15 protein-coding genes are annotated in these 17,354 nt (G+C 54.1%); all 15 read left to right on the forward strand.

The window, feature by feature from the left end:
- Nucleotides 1-108: 108 nt before the first annotated feature.
- The gene (frr, locus tag ACQE3Y_RS16765) at nt 109-666 is read left to right on the forward strand and encodes a ribosome recycling factor (RefSeq protein WP_250651887.1); all 558 of its coding nucleotides are present in this window, start codon (nt 109-111) and stop codon (nt 664-666) included.
- Between the two features lie 140 nt (nt 667-806).
- Nucleotides 807-2,009, forward strand: coding sequence for a 1-deoxy-D-xylulose-5-phosphate reductoisomerase (gene ispC / locus ACQE3Y_RS16770; protein ID WP_426974529.1), 1,203 nt, complete (start codon nt 807-809; stop codon nt 2,007-2,009).
- 188 nt (nt 2,010-2,197) lie between these two features.
- On the forward strand, nt 2,198-2,950 hold the full coding sequence (gene ispU / locus ACQE3Y_RS16775) for a (2E,6E)-farnesyl-diphosphate-specific ditrans,polycis-undecaprenyl-diphosphate synthase (RefSeq protein WP_085067916.1): 753 nt from the start codon (nt 2,198-2,200) through the stop codon (nt 2,948-2,950).
- A gap of 18 nt (nt 2,951-2,968) precedes the next feature.
- Nucleotides 2,969-3,826: a phosphatidate cytidylyltransferase gene (gene cdsA / locus ACQE3Y_RS16780; RefSeq protein ID WP_426974530.1), complete on the forward strand. Its 858-nt coding sequence runs from the start codon at nt 2,969-2,971 to the stop codon at nt 3,824-3,826.
- Nucleotides 3,827-3,838: 12 nt separating this feature from the next.
- Nucleotides 3,839-5,179 carry a sigma E protease regulator RseP gene (rseP, locus tag ACQE3Y_RS16785; RefSeq protein WP_426982120.1) on the forward strand — a complete coding sequence of 447 codons (1,341 nt, stop codon included), beginning with the start codon at nt 3,839-3,841 and terminating at the stop codon, nt 5,177-5,179.
- A 52-nt stretch (nt 5,180-5,231) separates the two neighbouring features.
- Complete coding sequence (bamA, locus tag ACQE3Y_RS16790) at nt 5,232-7,637, forward strand: outer membrane protein assembly factor BamA (RefSeq protein WP_426974532.1); 2,406 nt, start codon at nt 5,232-5,234, stop codon at nt 7,635-7,637.
- A gap of 125 nt (nt 7,638-7,762) precedes the next feature.
- Nucleotides 7,763-8,260, forward strand: coding sequence for a molecular chaperone Skp (gene skp, locus ACQE3Y_RS16795; RefSeq protein ID WP_085067912.1), 498 nt, complete (start codon nt 7,763-7,765; stop codon nt 8,258-8,260).
- 3 nt (nt 8,261-8,263) lie between these two features.
- Nucleotides 8,264-9,289 (forward strand): UDP-3-O-(3-hydroxymyristoyl)glucosamine N-acyltransferase, encoded by a 1,026-nt coding sequence (lpxD, locus tag ACQE3Y_RS16800; protein ID WP_426974533.1) that lies wholly within the window; start codon nt 8,264-8,266, stop codon nt 9,287-9,289.
- Between the two features lie 155 nt (nt 9,290-9,444).
- The gene (gene fabZ / locus ACQE3Y_RS16805) at nt 9,445-9,900 is read left to right on the forward strand and encodes a 3-hydroxyacyl-ACP dehydratase FabZ (RefSeq protein WP_038628041.1); all 456 of its coding nucleotides are present in this window, start codon (nt 9,445-9,447) and stop codon (nt 9,898-9,900) included.
- Between the two features lie 3 nt (nt 9,901-9,903).
- Nucleotides 9,904-10,692, forward strand: coding sequence for an acyl-ACP--UDP-N-acetylglucosamine O-acyltransferase (gene lpxA / locus ACQE3Y_RS16810; RefSeq protein WP_426982121.1), 789 nt, complete (start codon nt 9,904-9,906; stop codon nt 10,690-10,692).
- 3 nt (nt 10,693-10,695) lie between these two features.
- Nucleotides 10,696-11,844 carry a lipid-A-disaccharide synthase gene (gene lpxB, locus ACQE3Y_RS16815; protein ID WP_426982122.1) on the forward strand — a complete coding sequence of 383 codons (1,149 nt, stop codon included), beginning with the start codon at nt 10,696-10,698 and terminating at the stop codon, nt 11,842-11,844.
- Complete coding sequence (gene rnhB / locus ACQE3Y_RS16820; RefSeq protein ID WP_426974536.1) at nt 11,837-12,463, forward strand: ribonuclease HII; 627 nt, start codon at nt 11,837-11,839, stop codon at nt 12,461-12,463. The genes lpxB and rnhB overlap by 8 nt, the downstream gene beginning before the upstream one ends.
- 33 nt (nt 12,464-12,496) lie before the next feature.
- On the forward strand, nt 12,497-15,979 hold the full coding sequence (dnaE, locus tag ACQE3Y_RS16825; protein WP_250651892.1) for a DNA polymerase III subunit alpha: 3,483 nt from the start codon (nt 12,497-12,499) through the stop codon (nt 15,977-15,979).
- A gap of 12 nt (nt 15,980-15,991) precedes the next feature.
- Nucleotides 15,992-16,951: an acetyl-CoA carboxylase carboxyl transferase subunit alpha gene (accA, locus tag ACQE3Y_RS16830; protein ID WP_250651893.1), complete on the forward strand. Its 960-nt coding sequence runs from the start codon at nt 15,992-15,994 to the stop codon at nt 16,949-16,951.
- A gap of 158 nt (nt 16,952-17,109) precedes the next feature.
- Nucleotides 17,110-17,295: a YegP family protein gene (locus ACQE3Y_RS16835; protein ID WP_426982123.1), complete on the forward strand. Its 186-nt coding sequence runs from the start codon at nt 17,110-17,112 to the stop codon at nt 17,293-17,295.
- Nucleotides 17,296-17,354 lie beyond the last annotated feature (59 nt).

Genomic DNA, 17,354 nt, shown 5'->3' on the forward strand with positions numbered 1-17,354 from the left:
GTCGGCGCGGCGCAAACAAGCGACGCGCACCGTTCAGGATTATCGACGAATTTTACCGTTTCCTGGCACGTTGTTGTGGCAGGTCAAACAGAATCCAAGGGTTACAACGTGATTAACGACATCAAAAAAGATGCCGACACGCGCATGGAAAAATGCGTTGAGGCGTTCAAAAATAACATCGGCAAAGTACGCACTGGCCGCGCATCACCAGCGCTTCTCGACGGTATCGTAGTTGAGTATTACGGTACGCCGACTCCGCTGCGCCAGCTGGCCAACGTTACCGTCGAAGACTCACGCACGCTGAAGATCAACGTGTTTGACCGCTCCCTGAGCCAGGCCGTTGAGAAAGCGATTATGTCGTCCGATCTCGGTCTTAATCCGAGCTCTGCCGGTACCGATATTCGCGTGCCGCTGCCCGCGTTGACGGAAGAGCGTCGTAAAGATCTGATCAAGGTCGTACGTGGCGAAGCAGAGCAGGGCCGTGTTTCCGTGCGTAACGTGCGCCGCGACGCCAACGACAAAATCAAAGCGCTGCTGAAAGATAAAGCGATCGGCGAAGACGAAGAGCGTCGTGCGCAGGATGAAGTACAAAAAATGACCGATGCATGGATCAAGAAACTTGATGCTGCGCTGGCTGAAAAAGAAACGGAGCTGATGGATTTCTAATTCCATCCAGTCCCGGTAAAACGCCGTCCACAGCGTACAGATTACGCTGTTTGACGGCGTTTTGTTTTGTCCCACCATGATTGGCGCACTGGCGCATTTCTCTGTAGCGCCGTGTCCGAATTTCTACACAGAGCGGCCTCATGAAGCAATTAACCATTCTCGGCTCCACCGGATCGATTGGCACCAATACGCTGGCGGTGGTGCAGGCAAATCCTCATCTTTATGCGATTAAAGCGCTGGTTGCCGGCTATAACGTCGATCTGATGACCGAGCAGTGCCTGCATTTCCGTCCCGCCTTTGCCGCAATGGCGGACGAGGCCTCAGCGCGTCAGCTGCGTCAGCGTTTAAGCGAGCTGGGTGTTGATACAGAGGTGCTGGCAGGCGAAGAGGCTGCGTGTCAGCTGGCGGCGCTGGACGATGTCGATCAGGTTATGGCGGCGATTGTTGGCGCGGCCGGGCTGCTGCCTACTCTGGCGGCGATTCGCGCCGGCAAAACCGTGCTGCTGGCGAATAAAGAATCACTTGTCACGTGCGGCCGTTTATTTATGGAGGCGGTGAGCGCCAGCGGCGCGCGGCTGTTGCCGGTCGACAGCGAGCATAATGCCATTTTTCAGAGTTTACCGGCTTCCATCCAGCAACAGTTAGGATACGCTAACCTCCAGGAAAACGGCATAGAGTCGATTATCCTTACGGGATCGGGTGGACCGTTTCGTGACACGCCGCTGTCGGCACTGGCAACCGTTACGCCGGAGCAGGCCTGCGCGCATCCGAACTGGTCGATGGGGCGAAAAATCTCTGTTGACTCCGCCACCATGATGAATAAAGGTCTTGAATACATTGAAGCCCGCTGGCTGTTTAATGCAACCGATGCGCAGATGGAAGTTATTCTGCACCCGCAGTCGGTGATTCACTCTATGGTGCGTTATCGCGATGGCAGTGTGCTGGCGCAGTTGGGATCTCCAGATATGCGCACGCCGATTGCCCATACGATGGCCTGGCCGCAGCGTGTAGAAGCAGGCGTAACACCGCTCGATTTTACACGCATGAAGGCGCTAACCTTCGCCGAACCTGATTTTAACCGCTATCCCTGCCTGAAACTGGCGATGGATGCGTGTGAACAGGGGCAGGCGGCGACCACCGCGCTCAATGCAGCTAATGAAATTGCGGTCGCCGCGTTTCTTAAGGGTCAGATTCGCTTTACCAATATTGCCGCGCTGAATGCAGCGGTATTGGCAGCGCTTCATCATGGCGAACCACAGAGCGTGGAGGCGGTATTGGCCATTGACAGCGAGTCGCGTCGTACCGCGCAGGCGCTACTGCCGCGTTTCGCTAAGGCCGGGTAATTCGCCAATTTGCGTGGTCGCTATTTGTGAGCCTGGGATGAAACTGGTATAGTCCCCGGCTCCCGTTTCGCATTTACACACAGCCAAAGCGGTGAAGAGAGCCGTGGTCGTCACGGCTTTTTTACAGCCGCACGGGAAATGTATTCAGAAGCCGCTGTATTTCTGATGAAAGGAAATGAATACGCGTTATGTCGTCCGAAACTCAAATAACAACCGATGACCAGCAGCGGACAGGCCCGCGTCATGTGGCCATCATCATGGATGGCAACGGTCGCTGGGCGAAAAATCAGGGTAAACTCCGCGTTTCCGGTCATAAAGCGGGCGTGAAGTCGGTGCGTCGCGCCGTAAGCTTTGCCGTCAGTAATAAGCTGGAAGCGCTCACGCTTTATGCCTTCAGTAGCGAAAACTGGTCCCGTCCGGCGCAGGAAGTGGTTGCGCTGATGGAGCTGTTTGTCTGGGCACTTGATAGCGAAGTAAAAAGCCTGCATAAGCACAATGTTCGGTTAAGAATTATTGGCGATATTAGCCGTTTTAATTCACGCTTACAGGAGCGCATTCGTCGCGCTGAGGAACTTACTCAACAAAATAATGGATTGACCCTCAACATTGCCGCGAATTATGGCGGCCGTTGGGATATTATTCACGGCGTAAGAAAGATAGCCGAGCAGGTGCAGGAAGGATTGCTCCGTCCTGACCAGATCGAAGAAACTACGCTGTCCGGATTTCTCTGTATGCATGATTTGGCACCGGTGGATCTGGTAATAAGGACCGGGGGGGAACACCGCATCAGTAACTTCCTGCTGTGGCAAATCGCCTACGCGGAGTTTTACTTTACCGATGTTCTCTGGCCTGATTTTGACGAACAAGTTTTTGAAGGTGCAATGAATGCTTTTTCACATCGTGAGCGTCGATTTGGCGGCGCAGCACCTGGCGGCGCCTGAGCGCCCTGGGGGTAACCTTTGCTGAAGTCGCGTCTGATTACAGCGTTCATACTGATCCCTTTGGTGATCGCTGCGCTTTTCTGGTTACCGCCATCAGGATTTGCCATCACCACTCTGGTGGTATGCATGCTGGCCGCATGGGAATGGGGCCAGTTTGCTGGCTTCACCTCCCGTCTCCAACGTATCTGGCTGGCCGTACTTTGCGGCCTGCTGCTTGCCGTGATGTTATTTACGCTTCCTCCTTATCAACATGCCGTTCAGCTGCCGCAAATAGGCGGTTCGCTTTGGGTTGCGCTGGCCTGGTGGGTTGGCGCGCTGCTGTTGGTGCTGCGCTATCCGGCCTCCGCAGGGTTCTGGCGGCATTCGCGTGTACTGCGCCTGGGATTTGGCATTTTCACCATTGTGCCGTTCTTCTGCGGCATGGTTGCGCTGCGTCAGTACCATTATGATGTGGATCATTTTGCTGGCGCCTGGTGGCTGCTGTACGTATTGATTCTGGTCTGGGGTGCCGATTCTGGAGCCTATATGTTTGGTCGTTTATTCGGCAAGCATAAGCTCGCCCCCAAAGTCTCGCCGGGCAAAACCTGGGAAGGCTTTTTTGGCGGCCTGCTGACTTCCGCGTTGATTGCGTGGCTGTTTGGTTTATGGGCGCCGCTGAACGTGGCGCCGGGCGTGTTGTTGATCTGCTCTGTGGCTGCCGCGCTGGCTTCCGTTTTAGGCGATCTTACTGAAAGCATGTTCAAACGCGAAGCGGGCATTAAAGATAGCGGGCATCTTATCCCCGGACACGGCGGCATTCTCGATCGCATTGACAGCCTGACGGCGGCGGTGCCGGTTTTCGCTTGTTTGTTGCTGTTAGTATTCAGGACGCTGTAAGGACAAGACGTTATGCTGAGCTTTATCTGGAGTCTTGCTGCCTTTATCGTTGCGCTGGGCGTGTTGATTACCGTTCATGAGTTTGGTCATTTCTGGGTAGCGCGTCGCTGCGGCATCAGGGTAGAGCGCTTTTCCATCGGCTTCGGCAAAGCGCTCTGGCGTCGTCGCGACCGACTTGGCACCGAATATGTTATTGCCTTAATTCCGCTTGGCGGCTATGTCAAAATGCTGGATGAGCGCGTAGAAAGCGTGCCGCCCGAGCTGCGTCATCAGTCCTTCAACAATAAATCCGTACTGCAGCGCGCCGCGGTGATTGCCGCTGGTCCTGTGGCTAATTTCCTGTTTGCTATTTTTGCTTACTGGCTGGTCTTTATTCACGGCGTACCGGGTGTGCGTCCGGTTACCGGTGAAATCCTGAGCGGTTCGGTGGCGGCTGAGGCGCAAATTTCGCCTGGCATGGAACTTAAAGCGGTTGATGGCATCGAAACGCCTGACTGGGATGCTGTGCGTATGGCGCTGATCGGTAAAATCGGTGATACCGACGTTACCTTAACATTATCGCCGTTTGGCTCATCGCAGCGCGTGGAAAAACAGGTCGATCTGCGTAACTGGCATTTTGAACCTGATAAGCAGGACCCGGTTGTGGCGTTAGGTATCGCACCGCGCGGCCCTGAGATTGAAACGGTGCTGGCGGAAGTCCAGGCTAACTCACCTGCCAGTGCGGCAGGTTTGCAAGCAGGTGACAGGATCGTTAAAGTCGATGGTCGATCGCTGGCGGACTGGCGACAGTTTGTCAACCTGGTGCGGGAAAGCCCTGATAAAGCGATCGCGTTGGATGTGGAACGGCAGGGCGAGTTTGTCAGCCTTACGTTGACGCCAGCTGCAAAAGGGTCGGAAGGCTTCGCCGGTGTTGTACCGCGCGTGCTACCGTTGCCTGAAGAGTATAAAACGGTGCGCCAGTATGGCCCGTTTGCTGCTATTGGCGAGGCCGGGGGAAAAACCTGGCAGTTAATGAAGCTGACGGTCAGCATGCTTGGCAAACTGATCACCGGAGATGTTAAGCTGAACAACCTGAGCGGGCCGATTTCTATCGCGCAAGGCGCCGGGATGTCAGCGGAGTACGGGGTAATTTATTACCTGATGTTTCTCGCACTTATCAGCGTGAATCTCGGTATTATTAATCTCTTCCCGTTACCGGTATTAGATGGTGGGCATCTGCTTTTCCTGGCGATTGAAAAAATCAAAGGGAAACCGGTGTCTGAGCGAGTTCAGGACTTCAGTTATCGCATTGGCTCAGTTCTGCTGGTGCTGTTAATGGGGCTTGCACTATTCAATGATTTCTCTCGCCTGTAATGACCGGAACGTTATCCAGGCTGGGACGTGTTAGGAAGAACGCATAACAACGATGGCGATGAAAAAGTTGCTCATAGCGTCGCTGCTGTTTAGCAGCGCCACCGTTTACGGTGCAGACGGGTTCGTGGTGAAGGACATTCATTTCGAAGGACTGCAGCGAGTCGCTGTCGGTGCGGCTCTGCTCAGCATGCCGGTGCGTGTTGGTGATACGGTAGACGATGAAGATGTCAGTAATACCATTCGCGCCCTGTTTGCTACCGGGAATTTCGAAGATGTTCAGGTTCTGCGCGACGGCAACACGCTGATCGTTCAGGTGAAAGAGCGTCCCACCATTGCCAGCATCACTTTCTCCGGTAACAAAGCGGTGAAAGAAGAGATGCTTAAACAAAATCTGGAAGCTTCCGGCGTGCGCGTCGGCGAGGCGCTGGATCGCACCACCATTTCCAGCATCGAGAAGGGGCTGGAAGATTTTTACTACAGCGTGGGTAAATATAGCGCCAGCGTAAAAGCTGTCGTGACCCCGCTGCCGCGTAACCGTGTCGATCTCAAACTGGTATTTACCGAAGGCGTTTCGGCGAAAATCCAGCAGATTAACGTCGTTGGTAACAAAGCCTTTAGCTCTGATGAGCTGATTTCGCGTTTCCAGCTACGTGATACGGTGCCGTGGTGGAACCTGGTCGGCGATCGTAAATATCAGAAGCAGAAACTGGCGGGTGATTTAGAAACCCTGCGCAGCTTCTATCTGGATCGCGGCTATGCACGTTTCAATATTGATTCCACGCAGGTCAGCCTGACGCCGGATAAAAAAGGCATCTATATCACCATCAACGTCAACGAAGGCGAGCAGTATAAGCTCTCCGGCGTGGTGGTGAACGGTAGCATGGCAGGTCACTCCGCAGAGATCGAAACGCTGGCGAAGGTTGTACCGGGCGAGCTGTATAACGGTACTAAAGTCACCAAAATGGAAGACAACATCAAGCAGCTGTTAGGCCGCTATGGTTATGCCTATCCACGCGTGGTGACGCAGCCAGAAATCAACGACGCTGATAAAACGGTAAAACTGCATGTGAATGTCGATGCCGGCAACCGCTACTACGTACGTAAGGTGCGCTTTGAGGGCAACGATACCTCTAAAGATGCCGTGCTGCGTCGTGAAATGCGTCAGATGGAAGGCGCATGGTTGGGCAGCAACCTGGTCGAGCAGGGCAAAGAGCGCCTGAACCGTACCGGCTATTTCGAAACGGTTGATGTCGATACGCAGCGCGTACCGGGCACGCCAGATCAGGTTGATGTCGTTTATAAGGTGAAAGAGCGTAATACCGGTACCTTTAACTTTGGTATTGGCTACGGCACCGAAAGTGGCATCAGCTTCCAGGTTGGCGTAACCCAGGATAACTGGCTAGGTACTGGTAATACTGTCGGCATTAACGGCACCAAAAACGATTATCAGACCTACGCGGAATTCTCCCTAACCGACCCGTACTTTACGGTGGATGGGGTTAGCCTTGGCGGACGCGTTTTCTATAACGACTTTAAAGCAGATGACGCGGAACTCTCCAATTATACTAACAAGAGCTACGGCCTTGATGGCACGCTGGGCTTCCCGGTAAATGAGAACAACACGCTGCGCGTAGGCTTGGGTTATGTGCATAACGGCTTGTCTCATATGCAACCGCAGTTAGCGATGTGGCGTTATCTGCAATCGGTTGGGCAGACGCCGGCTCTCACCAGAAATACAGAGTATTCCGCCGATGATTTCACTTTTAACTACGGCTGGACGTATAACACGTTGGATCGTGGCTTTTTCCCTACATCCGGTAACCGTACCAACCTGAACGGTAAAGTCACCATTCCTGGCTCCGACAATAGCTTCTATAAAGTCACACTGGATACTCAACAGTATATGCCACTGGATAGTGACCGCACATGGGTACTGTTGGGCCGTGGTCGTGTAGGTTATGGTGATGGTTTGAGCGGCAAGGAACTGCCATTCTATGAAAACCTTTACGCTGGCGGTTCCAGTACGGTTCGTGGTTTCCGCTCCAATAACATTGGTCCGAAAGCAGCTTACTATAATGACGGTTCTTCTACTTGCTCCGGTAATCAAAACCTGTGTAAATCGAATGATGCGGTAGGCGGTAACGCGATGGCGGTAGCCAGCCTGGAACTGATCACGCCAACGCCGTTTATCAGCGATAAATATGCTAACTCAGTGCGTACTTCACTGTTCGTGGATGCCGGTACCGTTTGGGATACCCACTGGGAAAATACCGCTGATACCCGTGCTGCGGGCATTCCGGATTACAGCGATCCGGCCAATATTCGCATCTCTAGCGGTATCGCCCTGCAATGGATGTCGCCGCTGGGACCGTTGGTGTTCTCCTACGCCCAGCCGCTTAAGAAATATGATGGAGATAAAGCGGAGCAGTTCCAGTTTAACATTGGTAAAACCTGGTAATGCACGCTTCAGGGAAGTAAAGCTGTTAAGTATCGCACTGTTCGCTGGCCTGCGGGTTGACCACAGGCCAGCGTCTCAGGCAAAAGTGTGTCTTTGACACAAACGTTGATGGTAAGGAGTTAATAGTGAAAAAGTTGTTGTGTGCCGCAGGTCTGGGTCTCGCTTTAGCGGTTTCCGCAGGCGCTCAGGCTGCTGATAAAATTGCCGTGGTAAACGTGTCCAGCATTTTCCAACAGTTACCGCAACGTGCCTCTGTTGCGAAGCAGCTTGAAAATGAATTTAAAGGCCGTGCTACCGAACTGCAAAGCCAGGAGCGCGATCTGCAGGCAAAAATGCAGCGCCTGCAACGTGATGCTTCTACCATGAAGGCCAGCGAGCGCAGCCGTATGGAAAAAGATATCATGTCTCAGCGTGAAACCTTCGCTACCAAAGCGCAGGCTTTTGAGCAGGACAATCGCCGTCGCCAGATGGAAGAGCGTAACAAACTGCTGAGCCGTATTCAGGACGCAGTGAAGAAAGTTGCTGCTGATGATGGCTACGATGTGGTTATCGATGCTAACGCAGTCGCTTATGCGGCGAATGCCAAAGACATCACCGCTGACGTTCTGAAACAGGTTAAATAATCAATGTCTTCAATTCGACTGGCTGATTTAGCCCAGCAGTTGGATGCAGAATTGCACGGAGATGGCGATATCGTCATCTCCGGCATTGCTTCTATGCACTCCGCCCAAGATGGTCAAATCACTTTTCTCGCCAACAGCCGTTACCGTGAGCAGCTTGCTGAATGTCAGGCATCTGCCGTGGTACTGACCCAGGACGATCTCTCCTGGTGCCGCAGCGCCGCGCTGGTGGTTAAAAATCCTTATCTGACCTACGCACGCATGGCGCAGCTGCTTGATACCACGCCGCAGCCGGCGCAAAATATCGCCGCAAGCGCGGTGATCGACGCCAGCGCTACGCTGGGCAGCAACGTTTCCATCGGCGCAAATGCGGTTATCGAGTCAGGCGTTATGCTTGGCGATAACGTGGTGATCGGTGCAGGCTGTTTTGTAGGTAAAAACACGCATATCGGTGCCGGTACGCGCCTGTGGGCCAACGTCACCATTTATCATGAAATCCGTATTGGTGAACAGTGTCTGATCCAGTCGGGCACGGTGATCGGCGCTGACGGCTTCGGCTATGCTAACGATCGCGGCAACTGGGTGAAAATTCCTCAGCTTGGCTCGGTGATTATTGGCGATCGCGTCGAAATTGGTGCCTGTACCACCATCGATCGCGGTGCACTGGATAACACTCAGATTGGTAATGGTGTTATCATTGATAACCAATGTCAGATTGCACATAACGTAGTGATTGGCGACAATACGGCCGTTGCTGGCGGTGTAATCATGGCGGGTAGCCTGAAAATCGGTCGTTACTGTATGATCGGCGGGGCCAGCGTCATTAATGGACACATGGAAATTTGTGACAAAGTGACGGTAACTGGCATGGGAATGGTGATGCGCCCCATCACTGAACCTGGGGTATACTCTTCAGGCATTCCGTTGCAACCTAATAAAACCTGGCGTAAAACCGCAGCGCTGGTGATGAACATCGATGAAATGAGCAAGCGCTTAAAAGCCATCGAGCGCAAAGTCGGCAAAGACGACTAAACGTACACTTCACCGCTGTCCGGCTTTCATAAATAAACATGCTAAGCAGGGAAGCCAGGCGCCACATAAACTAATTTGCGGCCTGCCGACGATCGTCTGATCGGTGCAGGCCTTGTTATTGATGTCATCAGAATTTTTAGGACAGGAAGAGTATTTTGACTACTGAAACTCATACTCTGAATATTGAAGAGATTTTAGAACTACTGCCGCACCGTTATCCGTTTTTACTGGTCGATCGTGTCCTGGAGTTCGAAGAGCATAAATATCTGCGTGCGGTGAAAAACGTCTCGGTTAACGAACCGTTTTTCCAGGGACACTTCCCTGGTAAACCGATTTTTCCAGGCGTTTTGATTCTTGAGGCGATGGCGCAGGCGACAGGTATTCTGGCGTTTAAAAGCGTTGGTAAACTTGAGCCGGGTGAGCTGTACTACTTTGCCGGAATTGACGAAGCGCGCTTTAAGCGTCCGGTGGTACCGGGCGATCAGATGATAATGGAAGTTACTTTCGAAAAAACCCGTCGTGGTCTGACGCGCTTTAAAGGCGTGGCTACCGTAGATGGTAAAATTGTCTGTGAAGCGACCATGATGTGTGCCCGAAGCCGGGAGGCATAATACGTGATTGATGCAACTGCCGTAATTCATCCGAGTTCTATCGTCGAAGAGGGCGCCATCATTGGTGCCCGTGTCCACATTGGCCCCTTTTGCTATATCGGTGCAAATGTTGAAATTGGTGAAGGTACCGTCCTGAAATCCCACGTGGTGGTGAACGGACATACCCGCATCGGTAAAGACAATATTATTACCCAGTTCGCTTCTATTGGTGAGGTGAACCAGGACCTGAAATATGCTGGTGAGCCAACACGCGTTGAAATTGGCGATCGTAACAGCATCCGCGAAAGCGTGACCATTCATCGTGGCACGATGCAGGGCGGCGGCGTGACTCGCATCGGCAGCGATAACCTGCTGATGGTGAATGCGCATATCGCTCATGACTGCATTATTGGCAACCGCTGTATTTTCGCCAATAACGCCACGCTGGGCGGACATGTTACGGTGGATGACTTTGCCATTATTGGCGGCATGACGGCGGTGCATCAGTTCTGTATTATCGGCGCGCACGTTATGGTGGGCGGTTGTTCTGGCGTGGCGCAGGATGTGCCACCTTACGTTATCGCGCAGGGCAACCACGCCACGCCGTTTGGCATCAATATTGAAGGCCTTAAACGTCGCGGTTTCGATAAAGAAGCGTTGCATGCGATTCGTGCCGCCTACAAACTGCTATATCGCAGCGGCAGGACGCTGGATGAAGTGAAGCCGGAAATCGAAGCGTTGGCTGAGAAGCACGCTGAGGTTAAGCCGTTTTACGACTTCTTTGCCCGCTCAACGCGAGGTCTGATTCGTTAACCCATGGCTGCTCGTCCTTTAACGATTGCCCTTGTCGCCGGAGAAACCTCCGGCGATATTCTTGGTGCCGGTTTAATTCGCGCGCTTAAAGCCAAACATCCTGACGCCCGCTTTGTTGGCGTGGCCGGTCCGCGCATGCTGGCGGAAGGCTGCGAGAGCTGGTACGACATGGAGGAGCTGGCGGTGATGGGCATCGTTGAGGTGCTGGAGCGCCTGCCGCGCCTGTTAAAAATTCGTCGTGATTTAACCCGCCGCTTTACCGCGCTTAAGCCTGATGTCTTTGTAGGCATCGATGCGCCCGATTTTAACATTACCCTTGAAGGGCGGCTGAAACAGCGCGGGATCCGCACTATTCATTATGTCAGTCCTTCAGTATGGGCATGGCGGCAAAACCGGGTCTTCAAGATCGGTCGCGCTACCGATCTGGTGCTGGCCTTCCTGCCGTTCGAAAAAGCGTTTTACGATCGCTTTGAGGTTCCCTGTCGTTTTATCGGGCATACCATGGCGGATGCGATGCCGCTGCAGCCGGATAAAACCGCAGCGCGTCGCACGCTGGGCATCGACGAACAGACGCTCTGCCTGGCCTTACTGCCGGGCTCGCGTAAAGCGGAAGTTGAAATGCTTAGCGCTGATTTTCTCAAGACGGCGCAGCGGCTGCGGGAAAAATGGCCGCAGCTGGAAATCGTGGTGCCGTTGGTGAATGCCCGTCGACGTGAACAGTTTGAACAGATCAAAGCTGCGGTGGCTCCTGAGCTACCGGTTTATCTGCTGGATGGTCAGGGCCGCGAGGCGATGATTGCCAGCGATGCGGCGCTGCTGGCTTCCGGGACGGCGGCGCTGGAGTGCATGCTGGCAAAATGTCCAATGGTGGTGGGGTATCGCATGAAGCCTTTCACCTTCTGGCTGGCGCAGCGGCTGGTCAAAACCGACTATGTCTCGCTGCCTAATTTGCTGGCCGGGCGCGAACTGGTGCCGGAACTGCTTCAGGATGAGTGTCAGCCCGAACGGCTGGCCGCAGCGCTGGAACCCTTGCTGGCGCAGGGTGAAACGCGCAACAGGCTGTTGGCAACCTTTACTGAGCTGCACCAGCAGATCCGCTGGAATGCCGATGAACAAGCGGCTCAGGCCGTACTGGAGTTGGCGCATGGCTGAATTTATTTATCCCAACGCGCGGCTTATTGCCGGCGTTGATGAAGTTGGACGCGGGCCGCTGGTCGGCGCGGTGGTTACGGCGGCAGTGATCCTGGATCCAGCCCAACCGATCGCTGGGCTGGCGGACTCGAAAAAGCTGAGCGAAAAGCGTCGGCTGGCGCTGTATGATGAAATCCGTGAAAAAGCGTTGGCCTGGAGTCTGGGCCGTGCCGAACCGGAAGAGATTGATCGGCTAAACATTCTGCATGCCACTATGCTGGCGATGCAGCGCGCGGTGGCCGGTCTGGCCGTCACGCCTGACTATGTATTGATTGACGGCAATCGCTGTCCTGAATTGCCGATGCCGTCCGCAGCGGTAGTAAAAGGCGACAGCCTGGTAGCGGAAATCAGCGCCGCGTCGATTATCGCCAAAGTGACGCGCGATCGCGAAATGGCCGAGCTGGATGTGGTTTTTCCGCAGTACGGCTTTGCCCAGCATAAAGGTTATCCCACCGCACAACATCTGGCGATGTTGACGGAGCATGGTGCTACGCCGCACCATCGTCGTAGTTTTGCTCCAGTGCGCAATGCGCTGCTGGACATCGAAGTGACTAATCTCACCGCCAATCGCGCGCGTTAAGCGCGCTTTGCTGCAGTTAACCGGAAAGTAAAGATGGCCGAACCACGTTTTATTCATCTGCGTATCCACAGCGATTATTCGATGGTCGATGGACTGGCGAAAACCGGTCCGCTGGTGAAAAAGGCAGCGGCTCTCGGAATGCCGGCAATGGCAATCACCGACTTTACCAACCTGTGCGGGCTGGTGAAGTTTTACGGCACGGCGCACGGCGCAGGGATTAAACCGATTATTGGTGCTGATTTTCTTGTCGCCTGCGAACTGATGGGCGATGAGCTGTCGCAGATTACCGTGCTGGCGATGAATAATGCGGGCTACCAGAATCTCACGCTGCTGATTTCACGCGCTTATCAGCGCGGCTACGGCCCGGAAGGCCCGACCATCGATCGTGACTGGCTGGCCGAACATCAGGAAGGGCTGATTCTGCTCTCCGGTGGGCGACGTGGCGATGTCGGACGCAGCCTGCTGCGCGGCAATCAGGCGCTGGTAGCGCAGTGTCTGGCCTTTTATCAGCAACACTTCCCCGATCGCTATTATCTGGAGCTGATCCGAACCGGACGTCCGGATGAAGAAAGCTATCTGCACGCCGCCGTTGAACTGGCGATTGCCGAAGGCATTCCCGTGGTGGCAACCAATGAAGTCTGCTTCATCAATGAGGATGACTTCGACGCGCATGAAATTCGTGTAGCGATCCATGACGGCTATACGCTGGACGATCCCAAGCGCCCCCGCAATTACAGCCCGCAGCAGTATATGCGCAGCGCTGAGGAGATGTGCGAGCTCTTTTCTGATATCCCGGAAGCGCTGGAAAACAGCGTGGAGATTGCCCGTCGCTGTAACGTAACGGTGCGGCTGGGCGAGTACTTCCTGCCGCAGTTCCCGACCGGCGATATGACCACCGAAGATTTTCTGGTAAAGCGCTCGCGTGAAGGGCTGGAAGAGCGTCTGGAATTTCTTTTCCCCGATCCGGAAGAGCGGGCGAAGAAGCGCGTGGAATATGATGAACGTCTGGAGATTGAACTTAACGTTATTAACCAGATGGGCTTCCCTGGTTACTTCCTGATCGTCATGGAATTTATCCAGTGGTCGAAAGATAACGGTATCCCGGTCGGCCCGGGACGTGGTTCAGGTGCCGGTTCGCTGGTGGCCTATGCGCTGAAAATTACCGATCTCGATCCGCTGGAGTTCGACCTGCTGTTCGAACGCTTCCTGAACCCGGAACGCGTATCAATGCCTGACTTCGACGTCGACTTCTGTATGGAGAAGCGCGATCAGGTGATTGAGCACGTTGCTGAGATGTATGGCCGTGATGCGGTTTCGCAGATTATCACCTTCGGCACCATGGCGGCGAAAGCGGTTATCCGTGACGTAGGCCGCGTGCTGGGACATCCCTACGGCTTTGTTGACCGTATCTCTAAGCTGGTGCCGCCCGATCCGGGTATGACGCTGGAGAAAGCCTTTGCTGCCGAACCGCAGCTGCCGGAAATCTACGAGGCGGATGAAGAGGTCAGGGCGCTGATCGATATGGCGCGCAAGCTGGAAGGGGTAACGCGCAACGCCGGTAAACACGCCGGCGGCGTGGTAATTGCGCCAACTAAAATCACCGACTTTGCGCCGCTTTACTGCGATGAGCACGGCCAGTATCCGGTCACCCAGTTTGATAAGAACGATGTGGAATATGCCGGGCTGGTGAAGTTCGACTTCCTTGGCCTGCGTACGCTGACGATCATCAACTGGGCGCTGGAGATGATCAACGCGCGTCGGGCGAAGCAGGGCGAGCCGCCGATCGATATCGCCGCGATTCCGCTGGAAGATAAAAAAAGTTTTGATATGCTGCAGCGCGCAGAAACCACGGCGGTGTTTCAGCTTGAATCGCGCGGCATGAAAGATCTGATTAAACGCCTGAAGCCGGACTGCTTTGAGGATATGATCGCGCTGGTGGCGCTGTTCCGTCCAGGTCCGCTGCAGTCAGGCATGGTAGATAACTTCATTGACCGTAAACATGGTCGTGAAGCGATCTCCTATCCTGATATTCAGTGGCAGCATGAATCTCTGAAACCGGTACTGGAGCCGACCTACGGCATTATTCTCTACCAGGAACAGGTCATGCAGATTGCCCAGGTACTGGCGGGTTATACGCTGGGCGGCGCAGATATGCTGCGTCGTGCCATGGGTAAGAAAAAGCCGGAGGAGATGGCCAAACAGCGTTCCGTGTTTAAAGAAGGCGCGGAAAGCATGGGCATCGACGGCGAGCTGTCGATGAAAATCTTCGACCTGGTGGAAAAATTCGCCGGTTACGGCTTCAATAAATCACACTCCGCCGCCTATGCGCTGGTTTCCTACCAGACGCTGTGGCTGAAGGCGCACTATCCGGCTGAGTTTATGGCGGCGGTTATGACTGCCGATATGGACAACACCGAAAAAGTGGTGGGCCTGGTGGATGAGTGCTGGCGCATGGGGCTGAAGGTGCTGCCGCCGGATATTAACTCCGGCCTCTATCAGTTCCACGTCAACGACGACGGTGAAATCGTGTATGGCATCGGCGCAATTAAAGGCGTCGGCGAAGGCCCGATTGAAGCGATTATCGAAGCACGTAATAAAGATGGCTATTTCCGTGAGCTGTTCGATCTTTGCGCGCGCACCGATCCGAAAAAGATCAATCGTCGGGTCATGGAAAAGCTGATTATGTCCGGCGCTTTCGACCGTCTGGGGCCGCATCGCGCGGCGCTGATGAGCGCACTGGGCGATGCGCTGAAGGCAGCGGATCAGCATGCGAAAGCGGAAGCGATCGGTCAGGCGGATATGTTTGGCGTGCTGGCGGAAGAGCCGGAGCAGGTGGAACAGTCCTACGCCAGCATTACGCCGTGGCCGGAACAGGTGCAGCTGGATGGCGAGCGCGAGACGTTGGGTCTCTATCTCACCGGCCATCCGATCAACCAGTACCTGAAAGAAATTGAGCGCTACGTAGGTGGCGTACGCCTGAAAGACATGCACCCAACCGAGCGCGGTAAGATAACGACCGCGGCCGGTTTGGTGGTGGCGGCCCGCGTGATGGTCACTAAACGCGGTAACCGTATTGGCATCTGCACGCTGGATGACCGTTCTGGTCGTCTGGAAGTGATGTTGTTCACAGATGCGCTTGATAAATACCAGCAGCTGCTGGAAAAAGACCGTATCCTGATCGTCAGCGGACAGGTCAGCTTTGATGATTTTAGCGGTGGGCTTAAAATGACCGCTCGCGAAATTATGGATATCGATGAGGCACGTGAAAAATACGCGCGCGGACTTGCTATCTCGCTGACGGACAGGCAAATTGATGACCAGCTTTTAAACCGTCTCCGTCAGTCTCTGGAACCCCATCGTTCGGGGACAATTCCGGTACATCTCTACTATCAGAGAGCGGATGCGCGGGCTAAGCTGCGTTTCGGCGCAGCCTGGCGCGTATCTCCCTGCGATCGTTTGCTTAATGACCTGCGATCGCTGATAGGATCGGAGCAGGTGGAACTGGAGTTTGACTAAAACAGGAACATTATGAGTCTTAATTACCTGGATTTTGAACAGCCAATTGCAGAACTGGAGGCGAAAATCGACTCCCTCAAGTCGGTTGGCCGTCAGGATGAAAAACACGATATTAATCTGGATGAAGAGATCCAGCGTCTGCGCGAGAAAAGCGTTGAGCTGACCCGTAAAATCTTCGCCGATTTGGGCGCATGGCAGATCGCGCAACTGGCGCGTCATCCGTTACGTCCTTACACGCTGGACTATGTCCGTAACGTGTTTACTGACTTTGATGAACTGGCAGGCGATCGCGCCTATGCGGATGACAAAGCGATTGTCGGCGGCATAGCGCGTCTGGACGGACGCCCGGTTATGATCATTGGCCATCAGAAAGGCCGTGAAACCAAAGAGAAGATTCGTCGTAACTTCGGCATGCCGGCACCGGAAGGCTATCGCAAAGCGCTGCGCCTGATGGAAATGGCCGAGCGCTTTAAGATGCCGATCATTACCTTTATCGATACGCCGGGTGCTTATCCGGGCGTTGGCGCGGAAGAGCGCGGTCAGTCTGAGGCTATTGCACGCAACCTGCGTGAAATGTCCGGCCTGAAAGTGCCGGTTATCTGTACCGTTATCGGTGAAGGCGGTTCCGGCGGCGCGCTGGCAATTGGCGTTGGCGATAAGGTCAATATGCTGCAGTACAGCACCTATTCAGTTATTTCACCGGAAGGTTGTGCCTCAATCCTGTGGAAGAGCGCCGATAAAGCGCCGCTGGCCGCTGAAGCGATGGGCATTATCGCGCCGCGACTGAAAGAGCTGGATCTGATCGACTCTATCGTTCCTGAACCGTTGGGCGGTGCACATCGCGATCCGCTGGCGATTGCGGCTTCGCTGAAAGCGCAGTTGCTGGCTGACCTGGCCGATCTGGACGGTCTGAATACCGAAGAGTTGTTGAACCGTCGTTATCATCGCTTGATGAACTACGGTTACGCGTAATTTTATTCAGGTTATTAACAAGGCGGCCTTCGGGTCGCCTTTTTTACTTTTACGACAAAACGATTTCTCTCAATAAAGCCTCGGTTATTGATTGTTTTTCACGCAGCGATGGCTGAGTTTGAACAGTCAGGAAATAAACATCAATAACGGGAGTTAAAATGGGATATTACGAAATACATAAATCAGACAAAGAGACGCCACAGCCCTGGTATTTTGTGCTGCGCGCCGGCAATCATGAAATCATTGCGGTAAGCGAGATGTATGCCAGCAAACAGGGCGCTTTAAACGGCATCGCCTCGGTACGCCAGAACGCGCCGACTGAAACCGTCTACGATCGCAGCTAACTTTGGTTATGCTTTTCCAGACCCGCTATCCGGCGGGTCTGCTCTAACCCCTTCTGTGC

Source organism: Pantoea sp. FN0305, assembly GCF_050113845.1.
Lineage (GTDB): Bacteria > Pseudomonadota > Gammaproteobacteria > Enterobacterales > Enterobacteriaceae > Mixta > Mixta alhagi.

What these genes read in the sequence shown, in the direction of transcription:
- ispC (WP_426974529.1), top strand. Translation starts at nt 807, where the DNA reads ATGAAGCAATTAACCATTCTCGGCTCCACCGGATCGATTGGCACCAAT.
- ispU (WP_085067916.1), top strand. Translation starts at nt 2,198, where the DNA reads ATGTCGTCCGAAACTCAAATAACAACCGATGACCAGCAGCGGACAGGC.
- rseP (WP_426982120.1), top strand. Translation starts at nt 3,839, where the DNA reads ATGCTGAGCTTTATCTGGAGTCTTGCTGCCTTTATCGTTGCGCTGGGC.
- bamA (WP_426974532.1), top strand. Translation starts at nt 5,232, where the DNA reads ATGGCGATGAAAAAGTTGCTCATAGCGTCGCTGCTGTTTAGCAGCGCC.
- lpxD (WP_426974533.1), top strand. Translation starts at nt 8,264, where the DNA reads ATGTCTTCAATTCGACTGGCTGATTTAGCCCAGCAGTTGGATGCAGAA.
- lpxB (WP_426982122.1), top strand. Translation starts at nt 10,696, where the DNA reads ATGGCTGCTCGTCCTTTAACGATTGCCCTTGTCGCCGGAGAAACCTCC.
- rnhB (WP_426974536.1), top strand. Translation starts at nt 11,837, where the DNA reads ATGGCTGAATTTATTTATCCCAACGCGCGGCTTATTGCCGGCGTTGAT.
- dnaE (WP_250651892.1), top strand. Translation starts at nt 12,497, where the DNA reads ATGGCCGAACCACGTTTTATTCATCTGCGTATCCACAGCGATTATTCG.
- accA (WP_250651893.1), top strand. Translation starts at nt 15,992, where the DNA reads ATGAGTCTTAATTACCTGGATTTTGAACAGCCAATTGCAGAACTGGAG.
- ACQE3Y_RS16835 (WP_426982123.1), top strand. Translation starts at nt 17,110, where the DNA reads ATGGGATATTACGAAATACATAAATCAGACAAAGAGACGCCACAGCCC.